The sequence below is a fragment of the Pseudomonas sp. 478 genome, assembly GCF_003254125.1.
GTDB lineage: Bacteria > Pseudomonadota > Gammaproteobacteria > Pseudomonadales > Pseudomonadaceae > Aquipseudomonas.
In genome coordinates this window covers 68548-92940 of the sequence record NZ_QKZG01000015.1, presented here as the reverse complement: position 1 = coordinate 92940, position 24393 = coordinate 68548, and the positions used below count along the sequence as shown (strand labels likewise).

Genomic DNA, 24393 nt, shown 5'->3' with positions numbered 1-24393 from the left:
AAAAACCGGCCGTTGAGGCCGGTTTTTTTATGGGCGGGGTAAGTCCAGCGACCGGGATCAGTCGTTGAAGTCTTCCCAGCCGCCCATTTGTTTCCAGCGATTGACGATGCCGCAGAACAGCTCGGCCGTCTTCTCGGTGTCGTAGCGCGCCGAGTGAGCCTCGCGACCGTCAAAGTCGATGTCTGCTGCCTGGCAAGCCTTGGCCAGTACGGTTTGACCGTAAGCCAGACCGGCCAGGGTCGCGGTATCGAAGCTCGAGAACGGATGAAACGGGTTGCGTTTCATGTCCAGACGCGCGACAGCGGCGTTGAGGAAACCCAGATCGAAGCTGCTGTTGTGCCCGACCAGAATCGCCCGTTTGCAGCCATTGGCTTTCAGGGCCTTGCGGATGCCGCGGAAGATATCGGTCAGGGCCGTTTCTTCGCTCACCGCCATACGCAGCGGGTGATCGAGTTTGATCCCGGTGAATTCCAGCGCGGCCGCTTCAATGTTCGCGCCTTCAAAAGGCTCGACGCGGAAGAAATAGGTGTGATCGGGATACACAAACCCTTTTTCATCCATTGCGATAGTGGTTGCGGCAATTTCCAGCAAGGCGTCAGTGGCAGAGTTGAAACCACCGGTTTCAACGTCGACAACGACTGGCAGGTATCCACGGAAGCGCTCAGCCATCGGGTGGCGCGAACCACCTCCGCCGCCTTGACCGTCCTGTTCGTCATCGAAATGGTCTTCACTCACGCGTGTTCCTCCAGCAGGCGCCAGCGCAGTTTTTCACCGGCGCGCAGCGGGATTACGGTCAGCTCGCCAAATGGCAGGCTGGTTGGGGCGGTCCACTCATCGCGGACCAGGGTGATGCGATCGGTGTTTACCGGCAGGCCGTAGAAACGCGGGCCGTTCAGGCTGGCGAAGGCTTCGAGCTTGTCCAGCGCGTTGCGCTGTTCGAAGGCTTCGGCATACATCTCGATCGCTGCATAAGCGGTGTAGCAACCGGCACAGCCGCAAGCGGCTTCTTTGGCGTGCTGGGCATGGGGCGCCGAGTCGGTGCCGAGGAAGAACTTGTCGCTGCCGCTGGTGGCGGCGTCGAGCAGGGCTTCCTGATGGGTGTTGCGCTTGAGGATTGGCAGGCAGTAGAAGTGCGGCCGAATCCCGCCCACCAGCATGTGGTTGCGGTTGTACAGCAGGTGATGCGCGGTGATGGTCGCGCCAACATTGGCCGAAGCCTCGTTGACGAACTGCACGGCGTCGGCAGTAGTGATGTGTTCGAACACCACTTTGAGGCTCGGGAAGCGCTCGACCACACGACGCATGTGCTCATCGATAAAGATTTTTTCGCGATCGAACACGTCGACATCGCCACGGGTGACTTCACCGTGAACCAACAAGGGCATCCCGACTTCGGCCATGGCCTCAAGTGCAGGGAAAATCTTGTCGATGCTGGTGACGCCAGAGTCCGAGTTGGTGGTCGCGCCGGCCGGGTACAGCTTGGCGGCGTGAATGAAGCCGCTGGCCTTGGCCTCGCGAATTTCTTCGGGCTGGGTGCGGTCGGTCAGGTACAGCACCATCAACGGTTCGAAGCGGCTGCCAGCCGGGCGTGCAGCGAGAATCCGCTGGCGATAGCCGTCGGCTTCAGCGGTGTTACGCACCGGAGGTACCAGGTTGGGCATGATGATCGCGCGACCAAAGGTGCGCGCGACATCCGCGACTGTATTGGGCAACACAGCACCATCGCGAAGATGAATATGCCAGTCGTCGGGACGCAGCAGGGTCAGGCGGTCGGACATGAGGGGATTCCAGGCGGGTCAAACTGAGGGGAATGCTACCGGAAAAGACTCTTCCAGGCACTCGCTATCAAGTTTTGCAGGAAGCTTCCGATATCCAACAGGTATGCCGTAAACATCTGTGTGTCGGTCTTTTTGTTGTAGAAGCCAGTGGAGCCTCCCGTGCGCCAGCGTTATTTAGCCTTGCTCAGCGTGTTTGCCAGCCTTCCTGCGATGGCGCTCACTTTCCAGACCCGTCTGGAGAGCATCGAGTGGACGGTCGAAGGAGACAAGTTCGAGTGCCGCCTGGCTCAGCCGATCACCGATTTTGGTTCGGGTGAATTCGTGCGTCGCGCTGGCGAGCAAGCGACGTTCCGTCTGAAGGCCTATAACTCGATGATCGGCGGCGGTTCGGCCACCTTGCTGGCGGCGGCTGCACCCTGGCAGCCGGGGCGTGGCGACATCAACCTCGGTTCTGTGCGAATCGGCAGCGGCAATGTGTTGTTCAACAGTTCGCAAGTTCAGGCGGGCCGCTTGATCAGTGGCCTGATGGATGGCCGCAGTCCGGTCGTTCGACATGACTCGGGCGATGGCCGGGTGTCGGAAGTGCGTCTGTTGCCAGTCAAGTTCAGCAAGGCATTTAACGACTATCAGGGCTGCGTGGCGAAGCTGCTGCCGAAGAATTTCGAGCAGGTCAAGCAATCGCAGATCGGCTTCCCCGGCGAAGGCATCGAACTCGACGCGCAGGCCAAGGCGCAATTACAAGTGATGCTGGAGTTCATGAAGGCTGATCCGACGGTCAACCACATCGAACTCGATGGCCACTCCGATAACAGCGGCAACCGCCTGACCAACCGTGACCTGTCGCGGCGTCGGGCCCTGGCCGTCATGGAGTTCTTCAAGGCCAACGGCATTCAGGAATCGCAGATCACCGTGCGCTTTCACGGCGAGCGTTATCCATTGGTGCCCAATACCAATTCCGCCAACCGGGCGAAGAACCGTCGGGTCAATGTGCACCTCGCGCGCGTTGCGCCCACCGAAAAGCCGGTTCCTCAGGCCACTGCTTCGGCGAGCGCCGCATCGACCTCCTGAACCCGCTGTTTTCGTCGCTCACTCGACATAATCTGTCGCTTCGTCGTCATAAGCTGTCGCGCCTCTGTAAATTATCCTGCATGACCGGTAGACTTGACGGCTTTCCGTAGAACCCCGTGGAGTGATGGCATGGCGGACGTAAACAAGGTCGTTCTGGCGTATTCCGGCGGCCTGGACACTTCGGTGATCCTCAAGTGGCTGCAGGATACTTATAACTGTGAAGTCGTGACCTTCACCGCTGACCTGGGTCAGGGCGAAGAAGTCGAACCTGCACGCGCCAAGGCACAAGCCATGGGCGTGAAAGAGATCTACATCGACGACTTGCGCGAAGAATTCGTGCGCGATTTCGTTTTCCCGATGTTCCGCGCCAACACCGTTTACGAAGGCGAGTACCTGCTGGGTACTTCCATCGCTCGTCCGTTGATCGCCAAGCGCCTGATCGAAATCGCCAACGAAACCGGCGCTGACGCCATTTCCCACGGCGCCACCGGCAAGGGCAACGACCAGGTTCGTTTCGAACTGGGCGCCTACGCCTTGAAGCCAGGTGTGAAAGTGATCGCTCCGTGGCGCGAATGGGACCTGCTCTCCCGTGAAAAGCTGATGGATTATGCTGAAAAGCACAACATCCCGATCGAGCGTCACGGCAAGAAAAAATCCCCGTACTCGATGGATGCCAACCTGCTGCACATCTCCTATGAAGGCGGCGTGCTGGAAGACACCTGGACCGAGCACGAAGAAGACATGTGGAAATGGACCGTCTCCCCGGAGAAGGCTCCAGATAAAGCGCAATACCTGGAACTGACCTACCGCAACGGCGATATCGTTGCACTGGACGGCGTCGAAATGACCCCGGCTACCGTGCTGGCGACCCTGAACCGTATCGGTGGCGAACACGGTATCGGCCGTCTCGACATCGTTGAGAACCGTTACGTGGGCATGAAGTCCCGTGGCTGCTACGAAACCCCAGGCGGCACCATCATGCTGCGCGCCCACCGTGCGATCGAATCGATCACCCTGGACCGCGAAGTGGCTCACCTCAAAGACGAGCTGATGCCTAAATACGCCAGCCTGATCTACACCGGTTACTGGTGGAGCCCTGAGCGTCTGATGCTGCAACAGATGATCGACGCGTCCCAGGCCCACGTGAACGGCGTTGTGCGCCTGAAGCTGTACAAGGGCAACGTGATCGTCACCGGTCGCAAGTCCGACGAATCGTTGTTCGATGCCAATATCGCGACCTTCGAAGAAGATGGCGGCGCCTACAACCAGGCCGACGCGGCGGGCTTCATCAAGCTCAACGCGTTGCGCATGCGTATTGCGGCGAACAAAGGCCGGAAGCTTTTCTGAGATCTTTGAAACCGTAGAGTTGTGGCCTTATCGGTGACAAGGCCACAATTTCTGAATAGGGGGAGTTTTCCTGCCGGACATCGTGTTATCAGCGCTTTTTTTGTATCTGTAATACCTTCCTACTGTTTCCTCTTCTGAATGCTCTTCAAGCGTTACCTGCTGCATGTCAGGTAAAAAGAGTGATCAAGAATCGTCAGACCGTGTGAATTCAAATTGTAAGCAATGCAAAGCGTTGGGCCGTTGCGATTCTTTGCCTGTTTTGATTGCTTGCTTGCGCTTTCCTTCAGTAGTGCCTCCGAATCGGTACAGGTGAGAAATACGATCACTTGTGCGGGGCTTCCCTGTGGGTGCCGGTTTTTTTCAATCCAGGCGCCGAACTCCATTTTCTTGTGTAGCCACCGCGCATCGACGATGTGCAGGTTTTTTAGCTGGTCGGCCATGCAAACGTGCTGTAGAGCCGAGAGGCCCGTCTGAATACTGATCCTGGCGGGAGGGTCCTTCAGGTTATCGGGCCGCTGACCGCGTTCAGCGTTGTCCATCACTTTTATAAAATGCTTTCCCTTGCCGTAATCGGATGGTGCATACAGCGACCGGTAGTTGAAATTGAGTGTGGCGAAGAAAAGAAAAAGCAAATAAAAAGGGAAACTAATCAGGAACCAGACATAGAGCTCCCGCTCCTTGTTGTCGAGAAAGGGCAGTGAGACGGCGGCCGATGTTTCAGAAATAGCGGCAAATATCGCAATGACGGTCATGGGGTTGATAATTTTTTTCTTTTGTTTGTTCATGTTTTTTGCTCATAAAGTATTGTCTTTTCTCGAATGATTAGTGTTTTTGGTTTTGATTTTAATAACTAAGTAGTCGGTGTTTATATTGGTGTGGCACTCCTTTTTAAGTTTTGGATTTCGAAGGTTTGATAGTAACGGTATTGAGTGTGTGGCGGGTACCTCTGTTGATGGGTTTTAAGTGGTGATGGGTTGAGTTTGTTGGTGAGGTGTTGCTTGGTGTGATTTTTTATTACAATCTTGATGTCCGGTGTTTGTGGTATGGGGCTTTCAAGTGGTAAATGTCAGTTACTTTTAAGGGTAGCTCAATAGTCAGTATTCGTTGGATCGTCTTGCGACGATCCCTGCTATTTGGTTTTCTGGTTGTAAACAGAAACAAAAAACTTCGGATAATCGAAATGTTTTCAGGTCGATAAAATTTTTACCCTCTCGGTATTTTTGGGAGTTTTGTAAGACTATTCTCTAATGTCTGTAGGGAATGTCTCTCGGTGTGGGTGGCCGAGGGGGGCGGCATGCCATGGGTGAAACGACTAGGCTATCGTGCGGGCTCTAAAAATTCGAACAGCGAAAATTGGACTTGCCCATGAATAAAGTGCTGATCGTGGATGATCACCCCGTCATTCGTCTTGCGGTACGTATGCTAATGGAACGTCACGGCTACGAGGTTGTTGCAGAGACAGATAATGGCGTGGATGCGTTGCAACTTGCCCGTGAGCATATGCCGGATATTGTTATCCTGGATATCGGAATACCAAAACTCGATGGGCTGGAAGTCATTGCGCGCCTGACATCGACAGCAATGCCCATGAAAGTACTGATACTAACTTCTCAGGCACCCGGGCATTTCTCTATGCGTTGCATGCAAACGGGTGCTGCAGGGTATGTTTGTAAGCAACAGGATCTCACCGAGTTGCTCAGTGCAATAAAGGCAGTATTGTCGGGCTACAGTTACTTTCCGAATCAAGCCTTGCATACCGTACGTTCCAGTTTGGGGAACGCCAGTGAAGCCGATATGGTGGATCGGCTGTCGGGACGGGAAATGATGGTCTTGCAGCAATTGGCCCGAGGCAAGACCAACAAGGAGATTGCCGATGGAATGTTCCTCAGCAATAAGACTGTCAGTACTTACAAGACGCGTCTGTTGTTGAAACTCAATGCCCGCTCCCTGGTCGACCTGATCGAATTGGCTCAACGCAATGGTCTGGTGTGACTGTCTCGGCGTTTGACGAGGTGCGATGAGCGGGGGGCATCAAGCGGCACTCAGTAAAAAGCCTCCGTTTCGGGAGGCTTTTAGGTGTCATAGGTCAAAATCGTAATCGGCCAATTGCTTTTGCAGTCGGCGCTCCTCCAGCAGATTGTCGATGGTACGGCGTTTGCTCAGGTTGGTCTTCGCCACTTCAACCACTGGTTCAGCATCATCAGCCTCAACAGGGGTGAAGTCGTCTTCTACGTCCAATTGCTCTTTGCCAGTGCTCATAGTGTTACTCCAGGCTAAGGCTGCCTTTGGCGCTCCTTATATCGATAATCTCCCGGCGGGTAAAAAAGATTTTTTCAATCGATAAATTGAAAAACCTAATAGCGCCTCAATCGTCCGACGTTTTTTGCTTGTATTCGCACAAGTCTTCGATCCGACAGCTGCCGCAACGAGGTTTGCGGGCCAGGCAAACGTAGCGTCCGTGGAGGATCAGCCAGTGATGGGCATCCAGCAGATATTCCTTCGGCACGAACTTAATCAATTTTTGCTCAACCTCGACCACATTTTTGCCGGGAGCAATGCCGGTACGGTTGCTGACCCGGAAAATATGCGTGTCCACGGCCATGGTCAGCTGACGGAATGCGGTATTGAGCACCACGTTGGCAGTCTTGCGGCCGACGCCGGGTAACGCTTCCAGCTCTTCACGGGTTTGCGGGACTTCGCCTCCATGACGTTCCATCAGTAAGCGACAGGTCTCGATCACGTTTTTCGCTTTGCTGTTGAACAGGCCGATGGTCTTGATGTATTCCGACAGTCCCTCGACACCCAAGGCATAAATCGCCGCCGGTGTATTGGCCACCGGATAGAGTTTCGCGGTGGCCTTGTTAACGCCGACATCGGTCGACTGCGCCGAGAGAATCACGGAGATCAGCAATTCGAACGGCGAGGAGTAGGCCAGTTCGGTCTTCGGTTCCGGGTTGTCTTCGTGAAATCGGCGAAAAATTTCCAGACGTTTTGCGGCATTCATGGGCAGTGCATTTCCTCGAAGGCGGTCAGTGTGAGGGCGTCGAGCGGGTCCAGGCCTGACGTGCGGCGATCAGCAGTCCCAGCAGAATGAATCCACCAGGGGCCAGGGTGGCCAGGCGCAAGCCACCGTCGGTCGCCAGCACCCAGCCTTGCCAGTCCGCTTGCGCAGTGCCCGCCAGCCATGGCAGATGGCTGCCGAATGTTCCGTTGCCGATGAATTCGCGCAGCACGCCAAGGCCCGCCATCAACGCACCGAACAGGCCACACAGGCGCAGGCGATCACGCCAGGCGCTCTGTAGAAAACCGGTGTGTTCCAGCACAACACATTGCAAGGCAATCAGTCCTGCATAGAACCCTACCTGTTGGTGCCATTGCAGCGACCAGATTTGCACGGCGAGTTCCGTGCAACTGGTCAGTGTGGCCGCCAGCAGGACGCTGGCAAGCAAACGTGTCTCTGGGACAAGTCGGGATCGCAGGGCGCCCATGCTCACTCCAAAGGCACTGATCACCACGATAAACATCAGCCACAAGCCCAGAGCGGACACCAATGAATCCGTGGCACCGATCAGTGGTGCAAGCATCAGCGAATGCTGCAGCATCGATGACTTATTCATGAGCGCTGCTCCCGATCAACTGTTGCTGATGTTCGTCGAAATAGCGCAACGCGTCATGGATGGCGCTGATGACCGCTCTCGAAGTAATGGTCGCCCCCGCCATTTGATCGAATTGCCCCTGATCCTTTTTCAAGGCCCAGCCATTGTCGGCAGGTTCGGTTCGGGACTTTCCGGAAAAAGCCTGAAGCCAGGCATTGGGCCAGTCGGCGAGTCGACCGCCCAGTCCCGGAGTTTCCGATTGCTTGAGCGTTTTTACGCCCAGTACCTTGCCGTTTGCGCCGATGGCGATCAGCAATTCGATGGAACCCTCGTAACCCAGGGTCTGGCTGCGCAGCAACACGGCGCTGGTCTGGCCTGTCTTGGTTGCCAGATAGCCACCCAGCAGCGTGCTATTGGCTAACCCAGTGTTTTCGAGGGCGAGTGGTTGTTCCAGTGGCTGATTGTCGTAGCTTTCAGCAGGAAGCAGGTCCAGCAGGTTACGACTGTCGATCAGACGCTGTTCGGCCGCAATGCGCGGCGCGCTGGTGTGCTGCACGAGGTAAGTCGCGCCAATCCCCAGGCCTGCCAGCACCACCAGGATCACAACGCTCGACGCTCGGCTCATGGCGTCCCCCGTTCCTGTCTGGAGGCGGCAAACCGCTCCAGCGCCGGCACACAGAGGTTCATCAACAGCACGGCAAAGGCGACGCCGTCCGGATAACCTCCCCAGGTACGAATCAAGTACGTCAGCAGCCCGACGCCCGCGCCGAACAGCAGTCGCGCGCCGGGGCTTTTTGCGCCGGACACCGGTTCCGTGACGATGAAGAATGCGCCCAGCATGCTCGCGCCAGTGAGCAGATGAAACAGCGGCGAGCCATGGGAGTCGGAGCCCGAGCCGTTCCAGCACAGCAGGCTGATGATGAACAGGCTGGCCAGCATGCCGACCGGCGCATGCCAGCTGAACACCCGCCGTTGCAGCAAAAATGCGCCGCCCGCCAGAAAGGCCAGGTTGACCCATTCCATGCCTCGGCCGCCGAAATGACCGAAGGCCGGGTTAGCGGCAAACAGTTCGTCCATGGTCAGGCTTTTGTTGATCCGCAGGCTGTCCAGCGCTGTGGCCTGGACCCACGCATCCGGAGTCTGGCTGAGGCTGAACCCAAACACCTGCTGCAAACCGCCGAGCAGGTCCAGTCCATGGGACGACGGCCAGTGGGTCATCTGTTGGGGAAAGGTCACCAGCACCAGGGCGAAGCCCAGCATTGCCGGGTTGAACGGGTTCTTGCCAACGCCGCCATACAGGTGTTTGCCGAACACCATCGCGAACGCTGCGGCACAGACCGTCAGCCACCACGGGCAATAAGGCGGCAAGGCCAGCGCCAACAGCGTCGCGCTGACCAGTGCGCTGCCGTCGCTCAAGGTCGGCTTGAGCGGTTGCTCGCGCAAGCGCAACACGGCCGCTTCAACGGCCAGTGCGCTAACACACGTCAGAATCAGGTTGATCAACACGCCCCAGCCATACAGCCAGAAAAACACCAACATCCCCGGCACGGTGGCCAGCAATACCAGCTTCATGGCCTGCTGAAGGCGCTCGTCGACCGATTCAAGGGGCGGCATAGGCATCTACCTGACGCTCGGCTTCAATTACCGCGAGTTCCAGGGCTTCAATCTGCTCCGCCGGCGCTTCGCTGGCCTGGGCTTTCTTGAGTTCGGCGCGGCGCATGGCCAACTGGATCTTTGCCCGATTCAGCTGTGCATTTTTCGCCGGAACGACGGGTGCTGCGACTGGTGGTGCAGTGCTTTCCAGTTGCGCCAACGCCTGTTCGCAAGCCTCGAATTGCTGTTGCAAGACAATCAGTTGCGACTGCTGTTCGAAGGTCGGCGGATGCCCGAACGCCTTGAGTGACTTGTTCAGTTGCGCCCGACTCATCGCCAGATCGATCTTGGCCTTTTTCAACGCCGCATCGGCATTGGCTGCCTTCTGTGCGCGGACGCGCTCAAGAGCGGCCTGAACCGGATCGAGCGTTGCGACCTCACTGTGCTGGACGGTGCGCTGGGCCCGGGCCTGACGTTCGGCGATTTTCTGTTCTTCTTCGCGATGCAGGCGAGCGTTGCGCTGTTCGAATCGGCGCCGTGCGTGATCGCGCTTGGCCGCCCGGGCGCGTTGTTCCTCAAGGCTGAACGCCAGGCCGCCGACAACCGGCAGCACAGTGTCCAGCGGCAACGGCCGCATTTCGATGCAATCCACCGGGCAGGGCGCTACGCACAAGTCGCAACCGGTGCATTCGTCGATGATCACCGTGTGCATCAGTTTCGCCGCGCCGACAATGGCATCCACCGGGCAGGCCTGGATGCACTTGGTGCAACCAATACACTCAGCTTCACGAATATAGGCGATCTGCGCCGGGGCCGAACCGCGACTGACGTCCAGTTCCAGCACCGGCACTTTCAGCAGCTCGGCCAGGGCCGCGATGGTTTCGCTGCCGCCCGGCGGGCACTTGTTGATCGGTTCGCCGCTGGCAATGCCTTCGGCGTACGGTTTGCATCCGGGGTGGCCGCACTTGCCGCATTGGGTCTGCGGCAAGAGGGCATCGATGCGTTGAATCAGACTCATGTTTTGATCAGTCCGCTGAATCCGAGAAAGGCCACTGCAATCAGTCCGGCGCCGATCAGGTCGATGGGCAGACCGCGAAAGGGCAGGGGGATATCATTTTCGAGGGTGCGTTGGCGCAAGTCGCTGAACAGGCTCAGTACCAGCCAGAATCCCAGCCCGGCGCCCAGGCTCAGGGCCAGGGCGTGGAAGAAGCCTTTGTCGTCCTGAGCGTTGAGCAGCGTCAGCCCGAGTACGCCAGCATTGCCCAGCAGCAGGGGCCAGAGGCCATCGAACGCAAGCTTTGGAAGTAACCGGGAAAGCACTTTCAGCAGCGGGCCAATCAGCAGAACGCTTAATGGCAGGAACACGAAAAGGCGCAGCGACGTCAGCTCCAGCGGGACCAGCAACCAACGGTAGGCCGAGTAGCCCAGCGTGCCGACGATCAGCATCAAACACGTCGTCGCAAGGCCCAACGCGTGGACTTGTCGATGCTCGTTGCCCAGCAGCGGATCGACGCCCAGCGGCCAGTGCAACACGAGGTTGTTGATCAGGGCAGTGCTGATAAGCGTAAGAACAATTTCGGTCATGATCGTGCCGGCAAGAACGGGGCTTTTTAACGGAGCGGTCTAAAAAGCTTAGGCATTATCCGGCAAGGACGGAGGGTGGGCCAGACATGAAAATCCCACAGTCGCGCCAGGCGCGACTGTGGGATCGGTTTACTGCAGAACCTTACTTGATGCGCTGACCAGGCTTGGCGCCGCTGTCAGGGCTGAGCAGGTAGATTTCCTCACCGCCAGGGCCGGCCGCCATCACCATGCCTTCGGATATACCGAACTTCATTTTCCGCGGCTTGAGGTTGGCGATCATCATGGTCAGGCGACCATTGAGCTTGGACGGATCCGGATAAGCGCTCTTGATCCCGGAGAACACGTTGCGTTGCTCGTCACCGATGTCGAGGGTCAGACGTAGCAGCTTGTCAGCGCCTTCCACGTGTTCGGCCTTGAGGATCAGGGCGACGCGCAGGTCGACAGCGGCAAAGGCATCGAACTCGATTTCCGGCGACAGCGGATCCTTGGCCAGTTCGCCATTGCCGGCAGGTGCAGCGTCGCCGGTGTCGGTAGCGCTGGCGGTGAGGTCTTCTTTCGAGGCGTCGCTCATGGCTTGCACTTTTACCGGGTCGATACGGGTCATCAACGGTTTGAACTCGTTCAGCTGATGGTTGCTGAGCAAGGTCGCGTGGTCGTTCCAGGTCAGCGGCGCGACGTTCAGGAACGCCTCGGCATCGGCGGCCAGCAGCGGCAGCACCGGCTTGAGGAAGATCACCAGCTGGCGGAACAGGTTGACGCCCAGGGCGCAGATGGCCTGGACTTCGTCTTGCTTGCCTTCCTGTTTGTTCAGCGACCATGGCGCCTTGTCGGCGATCCAGGCATTGGCACGGTCGGCCAGGCCCATGATCTCGCGCATGGCACGGGCGAAGTCACGAGCCTCGTAGGCTTCGGCGATGCTCGGCGCTGCGGCCAGGAACGCTTCGGTCAGTTCCGGCGCGGCATTGCCCGCCACCAGTACACCGGCGTTGCCTTTGTGGATGAAACCGGCGCAACGGCTGGCGATGTTGACGACTTTGCCGACCAGGTCGGAGTTGACCTTCTGCACGAAATCTTCGAGGTTCAGGTCGAGGTCATCGACGCCACGGCTCAGCTTCGCCGCGTAGTAGTAGCGCAGGTATTCCGGCGACAGGTGGTCGAGATAGGTCCGGGCCTTGATGAAGGTGCCGCGGGATTTCGACATTTTCTGACCGTTAACGGTCAGGTAGCCGTGTACGTTGATACCGGTCGGTTTACGGAAACCGGCGCCTTCGAGCATGGCTGGCCAGAACAGGGCGTGGAAGTTGACGATGTCCTTGCCGATGAAATGGTACAGCTCGGCGGTGGAATCTTTGCCCCAGAACGCGTCGAAATCAAGTGTAGGCGTGCGGTCGCAAAGGTTCTTGAAGCTGGCCATGTAGCCGATCGGCGCGTCGAGCCAGACGTAGAAGTATTTGCCCGGCTCGTCGGGGATTTCGAAACCGAAGTACGGCGCATCGCGGGAGATGTCCCACTGTTGCAGGCCGGCGTCCAGCCATTCGGCGATTTTGTTCGCCACGGCTTCTTGCAGGGTGCCGCTGCGGGTCCAGGCTTGCAGCATTTCCTGGAAGTCCGGCAGCTTGAAGAAGAAGTGCTGGGAATCCTTGAGCACCGGCGTGGCGCCAGAGATCGCCGACTTCGGATCCTTCAGGTCGGTCGGCGCGTAGGTCGCACCGCATTTTTCGCAGTTGTCGCCGTATTGGTCTTCGGTGCCGCATTTCGGGCAGGTGCCCTTGATGAAGCGGTCGGCCAGGAACATTTTCTTTTCCGGGTCGAAATATTGCGTGATCGAGCGCTGGGCGATGTGCCCGGCGTCGCGCAGCTTCAGGTAGATCTGGCTCGACAGCTCACGGTTTTCTTCGGCGTGAGTGGAGTGGAAGTTGTCGAAGTCCACCAGGAACTCGGCAAAGTCGGCGCTGTGTTCAGCCTGGACGTTGGCGATCAGTTGTTCCGGGGTGATGCCTTCCTTTTCCGCGCGCAGCATGATGGCCGAACCGTGGGCGTCGTCGGCGCAGACATAAATGCATTGATTGCCGCGGTGCTTCTGGAAGCGCACCCACATATCGGTCTGGATGTATTCCAGCATGTGGCCAAGATGGATCGAACCATTGGCATAGGGCAGGGCGCTGGTGACGAGGATCTTGCGTGGCTCGGACATGGGGCTCGGCTACTTGATGAAACGGAGGTCGGCCACTATAAAGCGCCAGCGCATATTTTTCACCCCCGCGGCCCAAGGGCTTATTGTTACAAACGTGCTTTTGTGGCGAGGGGATTTATCTCTGGTGAGGGGATTTATCTGTGGCGAGGGGATTTATCCCCGTTGGGTGGCGAAGCCGCCCCCAAAATGGTCTACATCGGCATATCGGCACATTGTGTTCGATGGTTTTACGACTGCTGCGCAGTCGAACGGGGATAAATCCCCTCGCCACAGGCAAGCTCTCCAGCCACAGTAATCTGTTCGCCACAAATGTGTGTCCGGCGTAGGATACCCGCCTGATTTTCCAGTCTTGCTATCGGAGTTGCCCATGAGCGCCGTCAATCGCGCAGCGGTGGAAGCCGTCCTTCGCCAATACACCGACCCTTATTTGAACCAGGACCCGGTCAGCGCCGGGTGCGTGCGCGGCATCGATATCCAGGGTGATCGCGTCAGCGTCCAGCTGGAGCTGGGTTACGCTGCCGGCCTGTTCAAGAGTGGCTGGGCGCAGTTACTGCAAATGGCCATTGAAGGGCTGGACGGCGTGACCATCGCGCACGTCGAGATCACCAGTGTCATTGCCGCGCACAAGGCTCAAGCGCAGATCCCGGGGCTGGCCAACGTCAAGAACGTGGTGGCCGTGGCGTCCGGCAAGGGTGGCGTGGGCAAATCAACCACCGCCGCCAACCTGGCGTTGGCCCTGGCCCGCGAAGGTGCCAAGGTCGGGATTCTCGACGCGGACATTTACGGACCGAGTCAGGGCATCATGTTCGGTATCCCTGAAGGCACCCGGCCCCAGGTCAAGGATCAGAAGTGGTTTATTCCGATCGAGTCCCACGGTGTCGAAGTCATGTCCATGGCGTTCCTGACCGATGACAACACGCCGATGGTCTGGCGCGGACCGATGGTTTCCGGCGCCTTGTTGCAACTGGTCACTCAAACCGCCTGGGGCGACCTGGATTACCTGGTCATCGACATGCCACCAGGCACCGGCGACATCCAGCTGACCCTGGCGCAGAAAGTCCCGGTGGCCGGCGCGGTGATCGTTACCACGCCGCAAGACCTGGCATTGCTGGACGCACGCAAGGGCGTGGAGATGTTCCGCAAGGTCAACATCCCGGTACTGGGCGTGGTGGAAAACATGGCCGTGCACATCTGCTCCAACTGCGGGCATGCCGAGCATCTGTTCGGTGAGGGCGGTGGTGTGAAGCTGGCCAACCAGTACGGCGTCGAGCTGCTGGCTTCGTTGCCGCTGGCGATGGCCATCCGCGAACAGGCCGACGGCGGCAAGCCAACGGTAATCGCCGAGCCTGACAGCCCGATTGCAATGGTTTACCAGGAACTGGCCCGCCATGTCGGCGCGCGGATCGTGTTGCAGGAAGCGGCGACGCCGGCCATGCCGAACATCACCATCAGCGACGATTGATTCGCTGAAGCAATGCAATCCCCTGTGGGAGCGGGCTGTGGCGAGGGGATTTATCCCCGTTGGGTGGCGCAGCCGCCCCCAAAAAACTGGGCCTGCTTCGCAGTCCAACGGGGATAAATCCCCTCGCCACAGCCGCTCCCACAGTTGTTTTGTGTCGGGATTTAGATCCGCAACCCGCCATCCAGCTCCAGAATCCGACCATTGATGTAGTCGTTCTCGAAGATGTACGCCGCCGAATGGGCAATCTCTTCAGGCGTGCCCATGCGCTTGAGTGGAATCACCGACGTTATCTTCTCCAGCGCCTCAGGCTTCATGCTCAGCGTCATTTCGGTTTCGATAAAACCCGGTGCAATGCCTGCCACACGAATACCGTAGCGTGCCAATTCCTTCGCCCAGGTCACGGTCATCGCGGCGACACCGGCCTTGGCGGCGGAGTAGTTGGTCTGGCCTGCGTTGCCAGCACGGGAGATCGACGAGATATTAATGATCGTGCCGCTGTTGTTCAGCTCGATCATTTTGGCCGCGACTTCACGGGTGCACAGGAATACGCCGGTCAGATTGACGTCGATGACCGACTGCCACTGGGCCAGACTCATCTTGGTCATCTCGCCGTCCTTGACCTTGATGAGCAAGCCATCGCGCAGGATCCCGGCGTTGTTGATCAGGCCATGGATCGCACCGAAGTCTTCGGCCACCTGGGCGGCCATATGGGTCACTTGCTCCTCATTGGCGACATTGCACAGATAAGCGCGAGCCTCGACGCCTTTAGCCTTGCAAGCGGCGACGGTGTCGTCGAGCTTTTCCTGGTTCAGGTCCACCAGCGCCAGCTTCGCGCCTTTACCGGCGAAATACTCGGCCATGGAACGCCCTAAACCCTGGCAACCGCCGGTGATAATGATTACTTTGTCAGTGAGTTGCATTCGCATGCCCCCAATAGCAGGTCAGAGGAGTGGTTTCCTTTTAGAGAGTAGCCTCTCGATCTGCACCTGATGGCCTGGCTGCACATGAGAACTGCCCCGATAGCGTGCTGGAACTTATCCCCAGGCGCCTGTCCGTTTTTTTGACGGATTCTAATAAGGAGTCATAAATTGAGCGTTGAAGCGGCCAAGAATGCCCGAGAATTGCTTCTCAAGGAATACCGTGGAGTGCTCTCGACGCACTCCAAGGCGATGCCCGGTTTCCCGTTTGGCTCCGTGGTTCCGTACTGTCTGGACGAACAGGGTTGGCCGCTGATCCTTATCAGCCGCATTGCCCAGCACACCCACAACCTGCAGAAAGATCCAAAATGCTCACTGTTTGTGGGTGAGCGCGGGGCCGAAGATGTGCAAGCCGTTGGTCGCCTGACCTATCTCGCCGAAGCAGAAAAGCTCGAGGACGAGTCAGCCATCGAAGCGGCGGCTGAGCGTTACTACCGCTATTTCCCGGATTCGCAGAGCTACCACAAGGCCCACGATTTCGATTTCTGGGTGCTCAAACCGGTACGTCACCGTTACATCGGCGGTTTCGGTGCGATTCACTGGGTCGATCAGTTAACGCTGGCCAACCCGTTCGCCGGAAAAGCCGAAGCAAGCATGGTCGAGCACATGAATGCCGATCACGCCAAAGCCATCGCCCATTACGTCGAACTGGCGGGCCTGCCGAAAACCGAGCCGGCGCAACTGGCGGGTATCGACACCGAAGGCATGCACCTGCGCATTGGTCAGGGGCTCTATTGGTTGCGGTTTCAAGCGCCGTGTAATACGCCGACACAAGTGCGCGAAGCCTTGGTTTTCCTGGCTCACGCCGAACATTGGCCGAAAAATGAAGTGGCCGATGCTTGAATTCACGAATCGGCGACGTCATCTAGGGAAGACTGGCAAGGCATTCTTGCGTTGAGGAACCATTTGATGCGCCCTTTTTTATTGCTCTTTGTACTGTTTCCGGTGTTGGAGCTGTTCGTATTCGTCAAGGTCAGCGGGGCGATCGGGTTTTTCCCGGCCCTGCTGCTGGTCATTCTCGGCTCGATGCTCGGCGTGTTTGTGCTGCGTATCGCTGGTCTGGCAACTGCATTGCGTGCGCGTGAAAGCCTGAACCGCGGCGAGTTGCCGGCACAGACCATGCTCGAAGGTTTGATGCTGGCGCTGGCGGGTGGTCTGTTGATCCTGCCGGGTTTCGTCACTGACGTGCTGGGTCTGATCATGTTGCTGCCGATCTCTCGTCGACTGTTGGCCAATAAAATGCGCCAGCGTGCCGAAGAGGCGGCCATCCGTCAGCGTGCATTCGCCGACGACCTTCAGCCACGTGGCGGTCCTGCTCCACGCGAGCCGCTGGGCCGTGAACCCAATGTGATCGAAGGCGAATTCGAACACCGCGATACCAAGTAGTCCGCACCACCGGCACGGCACCTTCGGGTGCCGTGTTCGTTTGTGGGGCAGCAACCTGAAAAAATTTGCTTCCTCGCCCTTGTAATAAGCTTATGCGCCCTTATGTAACGGTCACCGCAAGGTTTCTGGCGATTGCGCCAGACAGACTTCCGCGGTTCGCTCGACGAACCGCACCCGGCACCGCCGGATTTGTTAAACCCGCCGGGAATACACCGGCCGATGAAAACCACAATTAGGAGAGATCGACAATGAAGCTTCGTCCTCTGCATGACCGCGTCGTCGTCCGTCGCAGCGAAGAAGAAAAGAAAACCGCTGGCGGTATCGTCCTGCCAGGTTCGGCTGCTGAAAAGCCAAACCAGGGTGAAGTTCTCGCCGTAGGTCCAGGCAAAGCACTGGAAAACGGTGAAGTGCGTGCACTGGCTGTGAAAGTGGGTGACAAGGTTGTGTTCGGCCCGTACTCCGGCAGCAACACCGTGAAAGTCGACGGCGAAGACCTGCTGGTAATTGGCGAGAGCGAAATCCTCGCCGTTATCGAAGGCTGATTCCCCGCTCATTTTCCCGCTACTACAAAGTATTTAAGGAATATCGATCATGGCTGCTAAAGAAGTTAAATTCGGCGATTCCGCCCGCAAGAAAATGCTCGCCGGTGTCAACGTCCTGGCTGACGCAGTAAAAGCGACCCTGGGCCCTAAAGGCCGTAACGTGATCATCGAGAAGAGCTTCGGCGCTCCGACCATCACCAAGGACGGCGTGTCCGTTGCCAAAGAAATCGAGCTGAAAGATCGCTTCGAAAACATGGGCGCGCAGCTGGTCAAAGACGTTGCCTCCCGTGCCAACGATGACGCAGGCGACGGCACCACCACCGCTACCGTTCTGGCTCAATCGATCGTCAACGAAGGCCTGAAAGCCGTCGCTGCCGGCATGAACCCGATGGACCTGAAGCGCGGCATCGACAAAGCGACCATCGCTATCGTCAAAGAGCTCAAAGCCCTGTCCAAGCCTTGCGCTGACACCAAGGCCATCGCTCAGGTCGGCACCATCTCGGCCAACTCCGACAGCTCCATCGGCGACATCATTGCCGAAGCCATGGAAAAAGTCGGTAAAGAAGGCGTGATCACCGTTGAAGAAGGCTCGGGCCTGGAAAACGAACTGTCGGTTGTTGAAGGCATGCAGTTCGACCGTGGCTACCTGTCCCCGTACTTCGTCAACAAGCCAGAGACCATGACTGCCGAGCTGGACGGTCCGCTGATCCTGCTGGTCGACAAAAAGATCTCGAACATCCGCGAAATGCTGCCAGTACTGGAAGCCGTTGCCAAAGCCGGCCGTCCACTGCTGATCGTGGCCGAAGACGTTGAAGGCGAAGCCCTGGCGACTCTGGTTGTGAACAACATGCGTGGCATCGTTAAAGTCGCAGCCGTCAAGGCTCCAGGCTTCGGCGACCGTCGCAAGGCCATGCTGCAGGACATCGCTGTTCTGACTGGCGGTACCGTTATCTCCGAAGAGATCGGTCTGAGCCTGGAAAGCACTACCCTGGAACACCTGGGTAATGCCAAGCGCGTGATCCTGTCCAAAGAAAACACCACCGTGATCGACGGTGCCGGCGTTGAGGCTGACATCCAGGCTCGCGTTCTGCAGATCCGTCAGCAAGTGGCCGACACTTCGTCCGACTACGACCGTGAAAAACTGCAAGAGCGTCTGGCCAAACTGTCCGGCGGCGTTGCAGTGATCAAGGTTGGCGCTGGTTCCGAAGTTGAAATGAAAGAGAAGAAAGCCCGCGTTGAAGACGCCCTGCACGCTACCCGTGCAGCCGTTGAAGAAGGCGTGGTACCTGGCGGCGGCGTGGCACTGGTTCGCGCTCTGCAGGCTATCTCCGAGCTGAAAGGCGACAACGATGACCAGAACGTTGGCATCCAGTTGCTGCGTCGCGCTGTTGAAGCGCCACTGCGTCAGATCGTTGCCAACTCCGGTGACGAGCCAAGCGTAGTAGTCGACAAGGTCAAGCAGGGTTCGGGTAACTACGGTTACAACGCTGCTACCGGCGAATACGGCGACATGATCGAAATGGGTATCCTGGACCCGGCTAAAGTGACTCGTTCGGCTCTGCAAGCGGCTTCGTCGATTGCCAGCCTGATGATCACCACCGAAGCCATGATCGCTGAGATCAAGGAAGACGGTCCAGCTGGCGGCGGCATGCCAGACATGGGCGGTATGGGCGGCATGGGCGGCATGATGTAAGCCAGCCTTACCCTGTACGAAAAAACCCCGCCTGCGCTAAGCAGGCGGGGTTTTTTATTGCCCGGAATTTACCCTGTCCCGTAGGAGCATAGCTTGCTCGCGATTCAGGCGCCGCGGTGTATCAGTTACACCGCGTTATCGTTCATCGCGAGCAAGCTTTGCTCCTACAGGTTCTACGCAATGTTTCAGGCATTGACAGGTTGGGCTTCGGACTCTCGATCAGCCTTCGAGGCTGGGCGATACAGGATGTAGTAATACGCCCCCAGACAAATCAGCCAGCAGAAAATCGCCGTCCACACGTTGTGCGAAAAGAAGTGCGCGCCCTGCATCATCCGGCTGATGGAAAACACCGTGCCCAAGGCGAAAGCGAACACAAATGCCTTGCGCGCCAGGCGCGGACGACGGTCACGCAGGACAAAGAACAGCGCAAACAGTGTGAAACCGGTTGCCGCATGACCGCCGGGCCAGCAACGGCCGGGTTTATCGGTATGCGGGCGAGGGCTGAGCAGTTCGCTATAGGTTTCGTGACCGCCAAACTGCTCAAGGCTCCACGGGCATTGAACGGCCGTCACCGCCTTGACTGGCGTGACAAAGGAGGTTGCCAGCGCCAAAGACAGCACCAGACAGCCCAGTTCCCGTTTGATCGGTTTGAGCCGGTCCATGAAAAAGGAGGCGATGAAACCGAAGATGGCCAACACCGAGAAGGCGATGACCACCTGCTTGGCGCGGTCATGCAGGATGTCTTCCAGGAAGTAACTGTGCCGCCCGATGAATTCCCCCGTGATCGGGTCATAGAGCAGTTTGGCAAGGTCCATGTCCAGGGACGTCAGTTCGAGCAGCACCAGAACGATTGCCGCGAAGACGGGAACGCCCAGGCACACCCAGAAATTGAGCGGTCGGGAGGCGGGGCGGACAGCAATTGATGACATGGAGGATCCTGAACTAAGGAAAAAGCCCCGGGGCATCAGCCCGGGGCGATTCGATTAATGTGCGCTGACTTGGTCGGTGCCCTCCATGGGCGTCTTCCAGCCAAGCAGCTGTTGCTTGAAGCCATAACTGGCGGTTTGGTAATAGGTAATAGCCCGGACAATCAATGGATCGCTGGCGGTGGCCCGGGATTCGCGGCTTTCGGTCAGTGCATCATCATGGCGCCGCAGCCCTTGGCGAGGGCTCAGGATCGCCAAATTCTTACCGTCGAACAAGCCCAGATGCTGGTAATTACCAACGACCACGCGGGGCGGCAGTGGATTGTCCTGCAGCAAGTTGCGGCCGAAGAAGGTCGATTGATAATCCAGGTTCAGCAAACCGAGCAAGGTCGGCGCCAGGTCGATCTGGCTGGCCAGTTGCGCGGTTTCCCGTGCATCGATCAGCTTCGGTGCATAGATGAACAGCGGAATCTGATAGTTGCTGATCGGCAAGTCTTCCTTGCCGGCGCTGCCGGCCGTGTGGTCGGCGACGAAGACGAAGATTGTATTGTCAAACCACGGCTTTTGGCGCGCCTGATCGAGGAACTGACCAATGGCATAGTCGGTGTACTTCACCGCACCGTCGCGACCGTTGCCGGATTTGATGTCGATCCGGTTGTCCGGGTAGGTATAAGGACGATGGTTGGAGGTGGTCATCAATTGCAGCAGAAACGGCTGCTGTTTCGCGTAGTCAGCGTCGGCCAGTTTGAGGGTTTGCTTGTAGAGGTCTTCGTCAGCCATGCCCCAGGCATTTTTAAAATGGATCTCTGATTCATCGACGCTGCTCTGGTCCACCACCCGGTAACCGTTGCCACTGAAGAACGCGTTCATATTGTCGAAGTAACCGCGTCCGCCATAGACGAACACGCTGTCGTAACCCACGGCGCTGAGTTGCTGGCCGAGGCTGGCGAAACCGCTTTCACGCCCCACACGCTTGACGATCGAACGCCCTGGAGTTGGCGGGATCGCCAGGGTAATGGCCTCGAGGCCGCGATCGGTGCGGGTGCCGGTGGCGTAGAAGTTATTGAAGTACAGGCTCTGTTTGCGCAAGGCATCGAGATTGGGTGTCAGGTTACGGGCGTCGCCGTTACTGCCCATGTACTTGGCGCTGAAGCTTTCAATCGTCACCAGCACAATGTTGGGTTTGCGCACAGTGCCCGGGTTGTCGATCATCCGGCGAATGTCCTGTGGATCCTCGCCGATGAAATTCGCGTTGGGTTCACTCAGTTCGGCACGAATCTGCTGAGCAACAATTGCCGGCGGCAGGCTGCTGTAGAACTGCGGGTAATCCAGTTCGTTGTTACGGAATGCAGCGAAGAACTGATAGGGCCCATTGCTCGCCAGTTCGTTTTGATAGGCGTTACCGCCCTGGGCGCGCGGCGAATCCTGGCTGAGCAGTTGCAAGCTCAGGCCTGCGACAATCAACAGGCCCAGCGCATTCAGCAGGCGCCCGCGCAATGGCGGCAATGGTGCGTCCAGCGCGGCATTGAACGGTTTGCGCAATGCAAAGCTCAGGGCGATGGCCAACACGGCAAGGATGCTCAGCAGTGTGCCGATCGGGTAGGACTCAAGGAGGTTGTTCAGCACTTCATCGGAATACACCAGGTAATCGACGGCGATGAAGTTGAATCGCACACCAAACTCATCCCAAAACAGCCATTCGGCCACGGAAGTGAACAACATGGCGAACAGGCTGACGGTCAGCAGCCCCTGAAGGAGCCAGCGGTGGCCACGGCGACGCCACAAGGCCGGTGGGCAGAGCGACAAGTAGAGGCCCATCGGCAGCGCTGCATAGGCAATGAAGCCCAGGTCGTACAGCAGGCCGATGCCAAACACTGACAGAAATCCGCTACCGGCCTCGTCCAGATGGGTGAGCAGCAGCACCGTGCGGGTCAGCAAGAAAATGACCAGCCATGCGCCGGTCACGAGCAGGAGAAGGCGCATTGGCGCGGTCTTGAAGAAGTCCATTGTGTGTACATTCCTTAACAACAAATGCGTGGGATTTTCGCCCCGCCACTGTAGTTGGCTTGTGAATCGATAGTGAAAAACTTGTTAAGCCTAACATTTGGTTGAGCGGATTGATTCCAGGTACCGTAATCCTAGCCCTGAGCCACACTTGGCCTTAAGCTGCGCGGGCCAAGACGGCCGTTACTGTGTACGCAGGAGATAACCATGCGAATTCTATTGGTTGAAGACAACCGCGATATCCTGGCCAACCTGGCCGATTACCTGGGGCTCAAGGGTTATACCGTGGATTGCGCGCAGGACGGTTTGTCAGGCTTGCACTTGGCCGCCACCGAGCATTACGACTTGATCGTGCTCGACATCATGTTGCCAGGCATCGACGGTTACACCCTGTGCAAACGCCTGCGCGAAGACGCGCGCCGCGACACGCCGGTGATCATGCTCACCGCCCGCGATCAATTGGACGACCGGCTGCAAGGTTTCAAATCCGGCGCTGATGATTACCTGATCAAACCCTTTGCCCTGTCTGAATTGGCGGCGCGCATCGAGGCGGTCATGCGTCGTACCCAGGGCGGTGGACGCCGTACGTTGCAGGTTGGCGATTTGAGCTACGACCTCGACACCCTGGAAGTCACCCGCGAAGGTCGCCTGCTCAAACTCAACCCGGTGGGCCTGAAGTTGCTGGCCGTGCTGATGCAGAAAAGTCCGCACGTACTGCGCCGCGAGATTCTCGAAGAGGCGCTGTGGGGGGATGACTGCCCTGACAGCGACAGTCTGCGCAGCCACGTCCATCAATTGCGCCAGGTGATCGACAAGCCGTTCGCCAAACCGTTGCTGCAAACCGTGCACGGTGTGGGTTATCGCTTGGCCGAGGGCCGTGATGGAGTTTAAGCAGAGCCTTGCTCAACGGATCATCATCGCCTTTGCGTTGATGAGCGCACTGGTCGCGGGAACCTTTGCCATGGGCATTGTGGCGACTGTGCACCTGGTGGAAGAAAAACTGATTTCGGCAGGACTGGGGGGCGATTTACAACGGCTGTTGCTCATGGACAGTGTCACGGACTGGAGCCATCGCCCTGAGCCGGACCAGCTGTTCTATTTCAGTGGCGGGCCGGGAGATTTCAATCTCCCCAAGGACTTGCGGCACCTGGACCCGGGCTTTCACGAAGTGTTTCGCGAACAGCTGTCGTATCACGCGATGGTCGAAGTCGTCGACGGCCGGCGTTATGTACTGTTGCAGGATCAGAGCGATTTCGAAGAGCGTGAACGGGTGCTGTTTGCCGTGGTGCTGGTGGGCTTCGTCCTGAGTCTGGCATTGGCGGTGTTTCTCGGCTGGATACTCGCGCGCAAAGTGATGGCGCCGGTGGTGCGACTGGCCCGCCAGGTCCGTCACCGTGACCAATTGTTAGGTCTGGCGCCACCCCTGGCGCCGGATTACGCCGCTGATGAGGTGGGCGAGTTGGCCGTGGCCTTCGACGCCACCCTCGGGCGCTTGCGCCAGGCGTTGACCCGCGAACGGTTGTTCACCAGTGACGTCAGCCACGAGCTGCGCACGCCCTTGATGGTGCTGGCCAGTTCCTGCGAGCTGTTGCTGGAAAACTCCGGCATTGATCAGCGTGGACGTGCTCAGGTCGAGCGAATCGCCCGCGCCTGTGAAGAGATGCGCGAGCTGGTGCAAACCTTTCTGATGTTGGCCCGCGCACAACGTGAAGACGCCAGCATGTCGCCCCAGCAGACCCTGAACCAGGTCGCCGATGGACTGCTCAATCAGTGGCGCGAGCCGATCGAGACCAAGGGGCTGGAGCTGATCTTTGAACCGGGAAATCCGGCCAACACGAGCTACAACGCAACCCTTCTGCACGCGGTTATGGGCAACCTGCTGCGTAATGCGCTGCATTACACCGAGCACGGGTTTATTCGCCTGACGCTGACGGCCACCGGTTTCATGGTCGAGGACAGTGGCGTGGGCATTCCCGAGGACAAACGCGAGGCAATGTTCGAGCCCTTTGTGCGGGGCAGCGAGAAACGCGGCGAAGGCCTGGGCCTGGGGTTGTCGCTGGTGCAGCGGATCTGTGAAAACCAGGGTTGGAGCGTCAGCCTGACGAACATGGAACCCAACGGCTGTCGTTTTCAGGTGGAGTTGTCAACGAACAACTGATCGCCTTGTTGAAACGCATTTATCCGGAGCATTCGTTTTCATCTTGTAAGTCCTCGAAACAATTCGCGGTTTTACATGACATATT

General features: G+C 58.0%; 24 protein-coding genes. 10 read left to right on the top strand and 14 right to left on the bottom strand.

Annotation, left to right across the window (positions count from 1 at the left end; all coding sequences use genetic code 11):
- Positions 1 to 57: 57 nt before the first annotated feature.
- Together rnt and pyrC are read right to left on the bottom strand one after the other, a co-directional pair.
- Positions 58 to 735 carry a ribonuclease T gene (gene rnt / locus DFS28_RS25740; RefSeq protein ID WP_008155580.1) on the bottom strand — a complete coding sequence of 226 codons (678 nt, stop codon included), beginning with the start codon at positions 733 to 735 and terminating at the stop codon, positions 58 to 60.
- The gene (gene pyrC / locus DFS28_RS25735; protein ID WP_111451989.1) at positions 732 to 1778 is read right to left on the bottom strand and encodes a dihydroorotase; all 1047 of its coding nucleotides are present in this window, start codon (positions 1776 to 1778) and stop codon (positions 732 to 734) included. Before pyrC ends, rnt begins: the two co-directional genes overlap by 4 nt.
- 159 nt (positions 1779 to 1937) lie before the next feature.
- On the opposite strand from pyrC, the gene DFS28_RS25730 reads away from it, so the two are divergent.
- Positions 1938 to 2846: an OmpA family protein gene (locus DFS28_RS25730; RefSeq protein WP_111451988.1), complete on the top strand. Its 909-nt coding sequence runs from the start codon at positions 1938 to 1940 to the stop codon at positions 2844 to 2846.
- A gap of 129 nt (positions 2847 to 2975) precedes the next feature.
- Complete coding sequence (locus DFS28_RS25725) at positions 2976 to 4193, top strand: argininosuccinate synthase (RefSeq protein ID WP_007898502.1); 1218 nt, start codon at positions 2976 to 2978, stop codon at positions 4191 to 4193.
- A 152-nt stretch (positions 4194 to 4345) separates the two neighbouring features.
- On the opposite strand, the gene DFS28_RS25720 is transcribed toward DFS28_RS25725, so the two are convergent.
- Positions 4346 to 4978, bottom strand: coding sequence for a hypothetical protein (locus DFS28_RS25720; RefSeq protein ID WP_111451987.1), 633 nt, complete (start codon positions 4976 to 4978; stop codon positions 4346 to 4348).
- Between the two features lie 580 nt (positions 4979 to 5558).
- Between DFS28_RS25720 and DFS28_RS25715 the strand changes: the two genes are divergently transcribed.
- Positions 5559 to 6185, top strand: a complete 627-nt coding sequence (locus DFS28_RS25715; protein WP_111451986.1) for a response regulator transcription factor — start codon at positions 5559 to 5561, stop codon at positions 6183 to 6185.
- 87 nt (positions 6186 to 6272) lie between these two features.
- Here DFS28_RS25715 and DFS28_RS25710 read toward each other — a convergent pair whose 3' ends face one another.
- The 8 genes from DFS28_RS25710 to metG form a co-directional block, all read right to left on the bottom strand.
- Positions 6273 to 6452, bottom strand: a complete 180-nt coding sequence (locus DFS28_RS25710; protein WP_007898493.1) for a PA3496 family putative envelope integrity protein — start codon at positions 6450 to 6452, stop codon at positions 6273 to 6275.
- A 106-nt stretch (positions 6453 to 6558) separates the two neighbouring features.
- Positions 6559 to 7197 (bottom strand): endonuclease III, encoded by a 639-nt coding sequence (nth, locus tag DFS28_RS25705; protein WP_111451985.1) that lies wholly within the window; start codon positions 7195 to 7197, stop codon positions 6559 to 6561.
- A 25-nt stretch (positions 7198 to 7222) separates the two neighbouring features.
- A complete protein-coding gene (locus DFS28_RS25700) occupies positions 7223 to 7810 on the bottom strand; it encodes an Rnf-Nqr domain containing protein (protein ID WP_111451984.1) in 588 nt (195 codons plus the stop codon).
- Positions 7803 to 8414, bottom strand: a complete 612-nt coding sequence (locus tag DFS28_RS25695) for an RnfABCDGE type electron transport complex subunit G (RefSeq protein ID WP_111451983.1) — start codon at positions 8412 to 8414, stop codon at positions 7803 to 7805. The genes DFS28_RS25700 and DFS28_RS25695 overlap by 8 nt, the downstream gene beginning before the upstream one ends.
- On the bottom strand, positions 8411 to 9403 hold the full coding sequence (locus DFS28_RS25690) for an RnfABCDGE type electron transport complex subunit D (protein ID WP_111451982.1): 993 nt from the start codon (positions 9401 to 9403) through the stop codon (positions 8411 to 8413). Before DFS28_RS25690 ends, DFS28_RS25695 begins: the two co-directional genes overlap by 4 nt.
- Entirely contained in the window at positions 9390 to 10400 is a 1011-nt protein-coding gene (rsxB, locus tag DFS28_RS25685; RefSeq protein WP_111451981.1) for an electron transport complex subunit RsxB, read from the bottom strand. The genes DFS28_RS25690 and rsxB overlap by 14 nt, the downstream gene beginning before the upstream one ends.
- Positions 10397 to 10966 carry an electron transport complex protein RnfA gene (locus DFS28_RS25680; RefSeq protein WP_111451980.1) on the bottom strand — a complete coding sequence of 190 codons (570 nt, stop codon included), beginning with the start codon at positions 10964 to 10966 and terminating at the stop codon, positions 10397 to 10399. Before DFS28_RS25680 ends, rsxB begins: the two co-directional genes overlap by 4 nt.
- 142 nt (positions 10967 to 11108) lie before the next feature.
- Positions 11109 to 13160: a methionine--tRNA ligase gene (gene metG / locus DFS28_RS25675; RefSeq protein WP_046047100.1), complete on the bottom strand. Its 2052-nt coding sequence runs from the start codon at positions 13158 to 13160 to the stop codon at positions 11109 to 11111.
- 367 nt (positions 13161 to 13527) lie between these two features.
- On the opposite strand from metG, the gene apbC reads away from it, so the two are divergent.
- A complete protein-coding gene (gene apbC / locus DFS28_RS25670) occupies positions 13528 to 14622 on the top strand; it encodes an iron-sulfur cluster carrier protein ApbC (RefSeq protein WP_111451979.1) in 1095 nt (364 codons plus the stop codon).
- 161 nt (positions 14623 to 14783) lie between these two features.
- Here the strand turns inward: apbC and DFS28_RS25665 are convergent, their stop codons facing one another.
- Positions 14784 to 15542: an SDR family oxidoreductase gene (locus DFS28_RS25665; protein WP_111451978.1), complete on the bottom strand. Its 759-nt coding sequence runs from the start codon at positions 15540 to 15542 to the stop codon at positions 14784 to 14786.
- Positions 15543 to 15710: 168 nt separating this feature from the next.
- Here DFS28_RS25665 and DFS28_RS25660 point away from each other — a divergent pair, with 168 nt between their 5' ends.
- The 4 genes from DFS28_RS25660 (at position 15711) to groL (ending at position 19220) form a co-directional block, all read left to right on the top strand.
- Positions 15711 to 16442 carry a HugZ family protein gene (locus DFS28_RS25660; protein ID WP_008155551.1) on the top strand — a complete coding sequence of 244 codons (732 nt, stop codon included), beginning with the start codon at positions 15711 to 15713 and terminating at the stop codon, positions 16440 to 16442.
- Positions 16443 to 16508: 66 nt separating this feature from the next.
- On the top strand, positions 16509 to 16985 hold the full coding sequence (locus DFS28_RS25655; RefSeq protein WP_008155548.1) for an FxsA family protein: 477 nt from the start codon (positions 16509 to 16511) through the stop codon (positions 16983 to 16985).
- Positions 16986 to 17233: 248 nt separating this feature from the next.
- The gene (locus DFS28_RS25650) at positions 17234 to 17527 is read left to right on the top strand and encodes a co-chaperone GroES (RefSeq protein ID WP_008155545.1); all 294 of its coding nucleotides are present in this window, start codon (positions 17234 to 17236) and stop codon (positions 17525 to 17527) included.
- Positions 17528 to 17576: 49 nt separating this feature from the next.
- Positions 17577 to 19220, top strand: a complete 1644-nt coding sequence (gene groL / locus DFS28_RS25645) for a chaperonin GroEL (protein ID WP_008155543.1) — start codon at positions 17577 to 17579, stop codon at positions 19218 to 19220.
- Between the two features lie 185 nt (positions 19221 to 19405).
- Here the strand turns inward: groL and DFS28_RS25640 are convergent, their stop codons facing one another.
- Positions 19406 to 20149, bottom strand: a complete 744-nt coding sequence (locus tag DFS28_RS25640; protein ID WP_111451977.1) for a phosphatase PAP2 family protein — start codon at positions 20147 to 20149, stop codon at positions 19406 to 19408.
- A 54-nt stretch (positions 20150 to 20203) separates the two neighbouring features.
- Complete coding sequence (locus DFS28_RS25635; protein WP_111451976.1) at positions 20204 to 22153, bottom strand: LTA synthase family protein; 1950 nt, start codon at positions 22151 to 22153, stop codon at positions 20204 to 20206.
- Positions 22154 to 22357: 204 nt separating this feature from the next.
- Here DFS28_RS25635 and colR point away from each other — a divergent pair, with 204 nt between their 5' ends.
- The gene (gene colR, locus DFS28_RS25630) at positions 22358 to 23041 is read left to right on the top strand and encodes a two-component system response regulator ColR (RefSeq protein WP_020799911.1); all 684 of its coding nucleotides are present in this window, start codon (positions 22358 to 22360) and stop codon (positions 23039 to 23041) included.
- The gene (locus DFS28_RS25625) at positions 23031 to 24308 is read left to right on the top strand and encodes a HAMP domain-containing sensor histidine kinase (RefSeq protein ID WP_111451975.1); all 1278 of its coding nucleotides are present in this window, start codon (positions 23031 to 23033) and stop codon (positions 24306 to 24308) included. Before colR ends, DFS28_RS25625 begins: the two co-directional genes overlap by 11 nt.
- Positions 24309 to 24393: the final 85 nt, after the last annotated feature.

What these genes read in the sequence shown, in the direction of transcription:
- colR (WP_020799911.1), top strand. Translation starts at nt 22,358, where the DNA reads ATGCGAATTCTATTGGTTGAAGACAACCGCGATATCCTGGCCAACCTG.
- pyrC (WP_111451989.1), bottom strand. Translation starts at nt 1,778, where the DNA reads ATGTCCGACCGCCTGACCCTGCTGCGTCCCGACGACTGGCATATTCAT.
- DFS28_RS25720 (WP_111451987.1), bottom strand. Translation starts at nt 4,978, where the DNA reads ATGAACAAACAAAAGAAAAAAATTATCAACCCCATGACCGTCATTGCG.
- metG (WP_046047100.1), bottom strand. Translation starts at nt 13,160, where the DNA reads ATGTCCGAGCCACGCAAGATCCTCGTCACCAGCGCCCTGCCCTATGCC.
- DFS28_RS25700 (WP_111451984.1), bottom strand. Translation starts at nt 7,810, where the DNA reads ATGAATAAGTCATCGATGCTGCAGCATTCGCTGATGCTTGCACCACTG.
- DFS28_RS25695 (WP_111451983.1), bottom strand. Translation starts at nt 8,414, where the DNA reads ATGAGCCGAGCGTCGAGCGTTGTGATCCTGGTGGTGCTGGCAGGCCTG.
- nth (WP_111451985.1), bottom strand. Translation starts at nt 7,197, where the DNA reads ATGAATGCCGCAAAACGTCTGGAAATTTTTCGCCGATTTCACGAAGAC.
- DFS28_RS25625 (WP_111451975.1), top strand. Translation starts at nt 23,031, where the DNA reads ATGGAGTTTAAGCAGAGCCTTGCTCAACGGATCATCATCGCCTTTGCG.
- DFS28_RS25635 (WP_111451976.1), bottom strand. Translation starts at nt 22,153, where the DNA reads ATGGACTTCTTCAAGACCGCGCCAATGCGCCTTCTCCTGCTCGTGACC.
- DFS28_RS25655 (WP_008155548.1), top strand. Translation starts at nt 16,509, where the DNA reads ATGCGCCCTTTTTTATTGCTCTTTGTACTGTTTCCGGTGTTGGAGCTG.
- DFS28_RS25640 (WP_111451977.1), bottom strand. Translation starts at nt 20,149, where the DNA reads ATGTCATCAATTGCTGTCCGCCCCGCCTCCCGACCGCTCAATTTCTGG.
- apbC (WP_111451979.1), top strand. Translation starts at nt 13,528, where the DNA reads ATGAGCGCCGTCAATCGCGCAGCGGTGGAAGCCGTCCTTCGCCAATAC.
- DFS28_RS25710 (WP_007898493.1), bottom strand. Translation starts at nt 6,452, where the DNA reads ATGAGCACTGGCAAAGAGCAATTGGACGTAGAAGACGACTTCACCCCT.
- DFS28_RS25650 (WP_008155545.1), top strand. Translation starts at nt 17,234, where the DNA reads ATGAAGCTTCGTCCTCTGCATGACCGCGTCGTCGTCCGTCGCAGCGAA.
- rsxB (WP_111451981.1), bottom strand. Translation starts at nt 10,400, where the DNA reads ATGAGTCTGATTCAACGCATCGATGCCCTCTTGCCGCAGACCCAATGC.
- DFS28_RS25715 (WP_111451986.1), top strand. Translation starts at nt 5,559, where the DNA reads ATGAATAAAGTGCTGATCGTGGATGATCACCCCGTCATTCGTCTTGCG.
- DFS28_RS25680 (WP_111451980.1), bottom strand. Translation starts at nt 10,966, where the DNA reads ATGACCGAAATTGTTCTTACGCTTATCAGCACTGCCCTGATCAACAAC.
- DFS28_RS25690 (WP_111451982.1), bottom strand. Translation starts at nt 9,403, where the DNA reads ATGCCGCCCCTTGAATCGGTCGACGAGCGCCTTCAGCAGGCCATGAAG.
- DFS28_RS25725 (WP_007898502.1), top strand. Translation starts at nt 2,976, where the DNA reads ATGGCGGACGTAAACAAGGTCGTTCTGGCGTATTCCGGCGGCCTGGAC.
- groL (WP_008155543.1), top strand. Translation starts at nt 17,577, where the DNA reads ATGGCTGCTAAAGAAGTTAAATTCGGCGATTCCGCCCGCAAGAAAATG.
- DFS28_RS25665 (WP_111451978.1), bottom strand. Translation starts at nt 15,542, where the DNA reads ATGCAACTCACTGACAAAGTAATCATTATCACCGGCGGTTGCCAGGGT.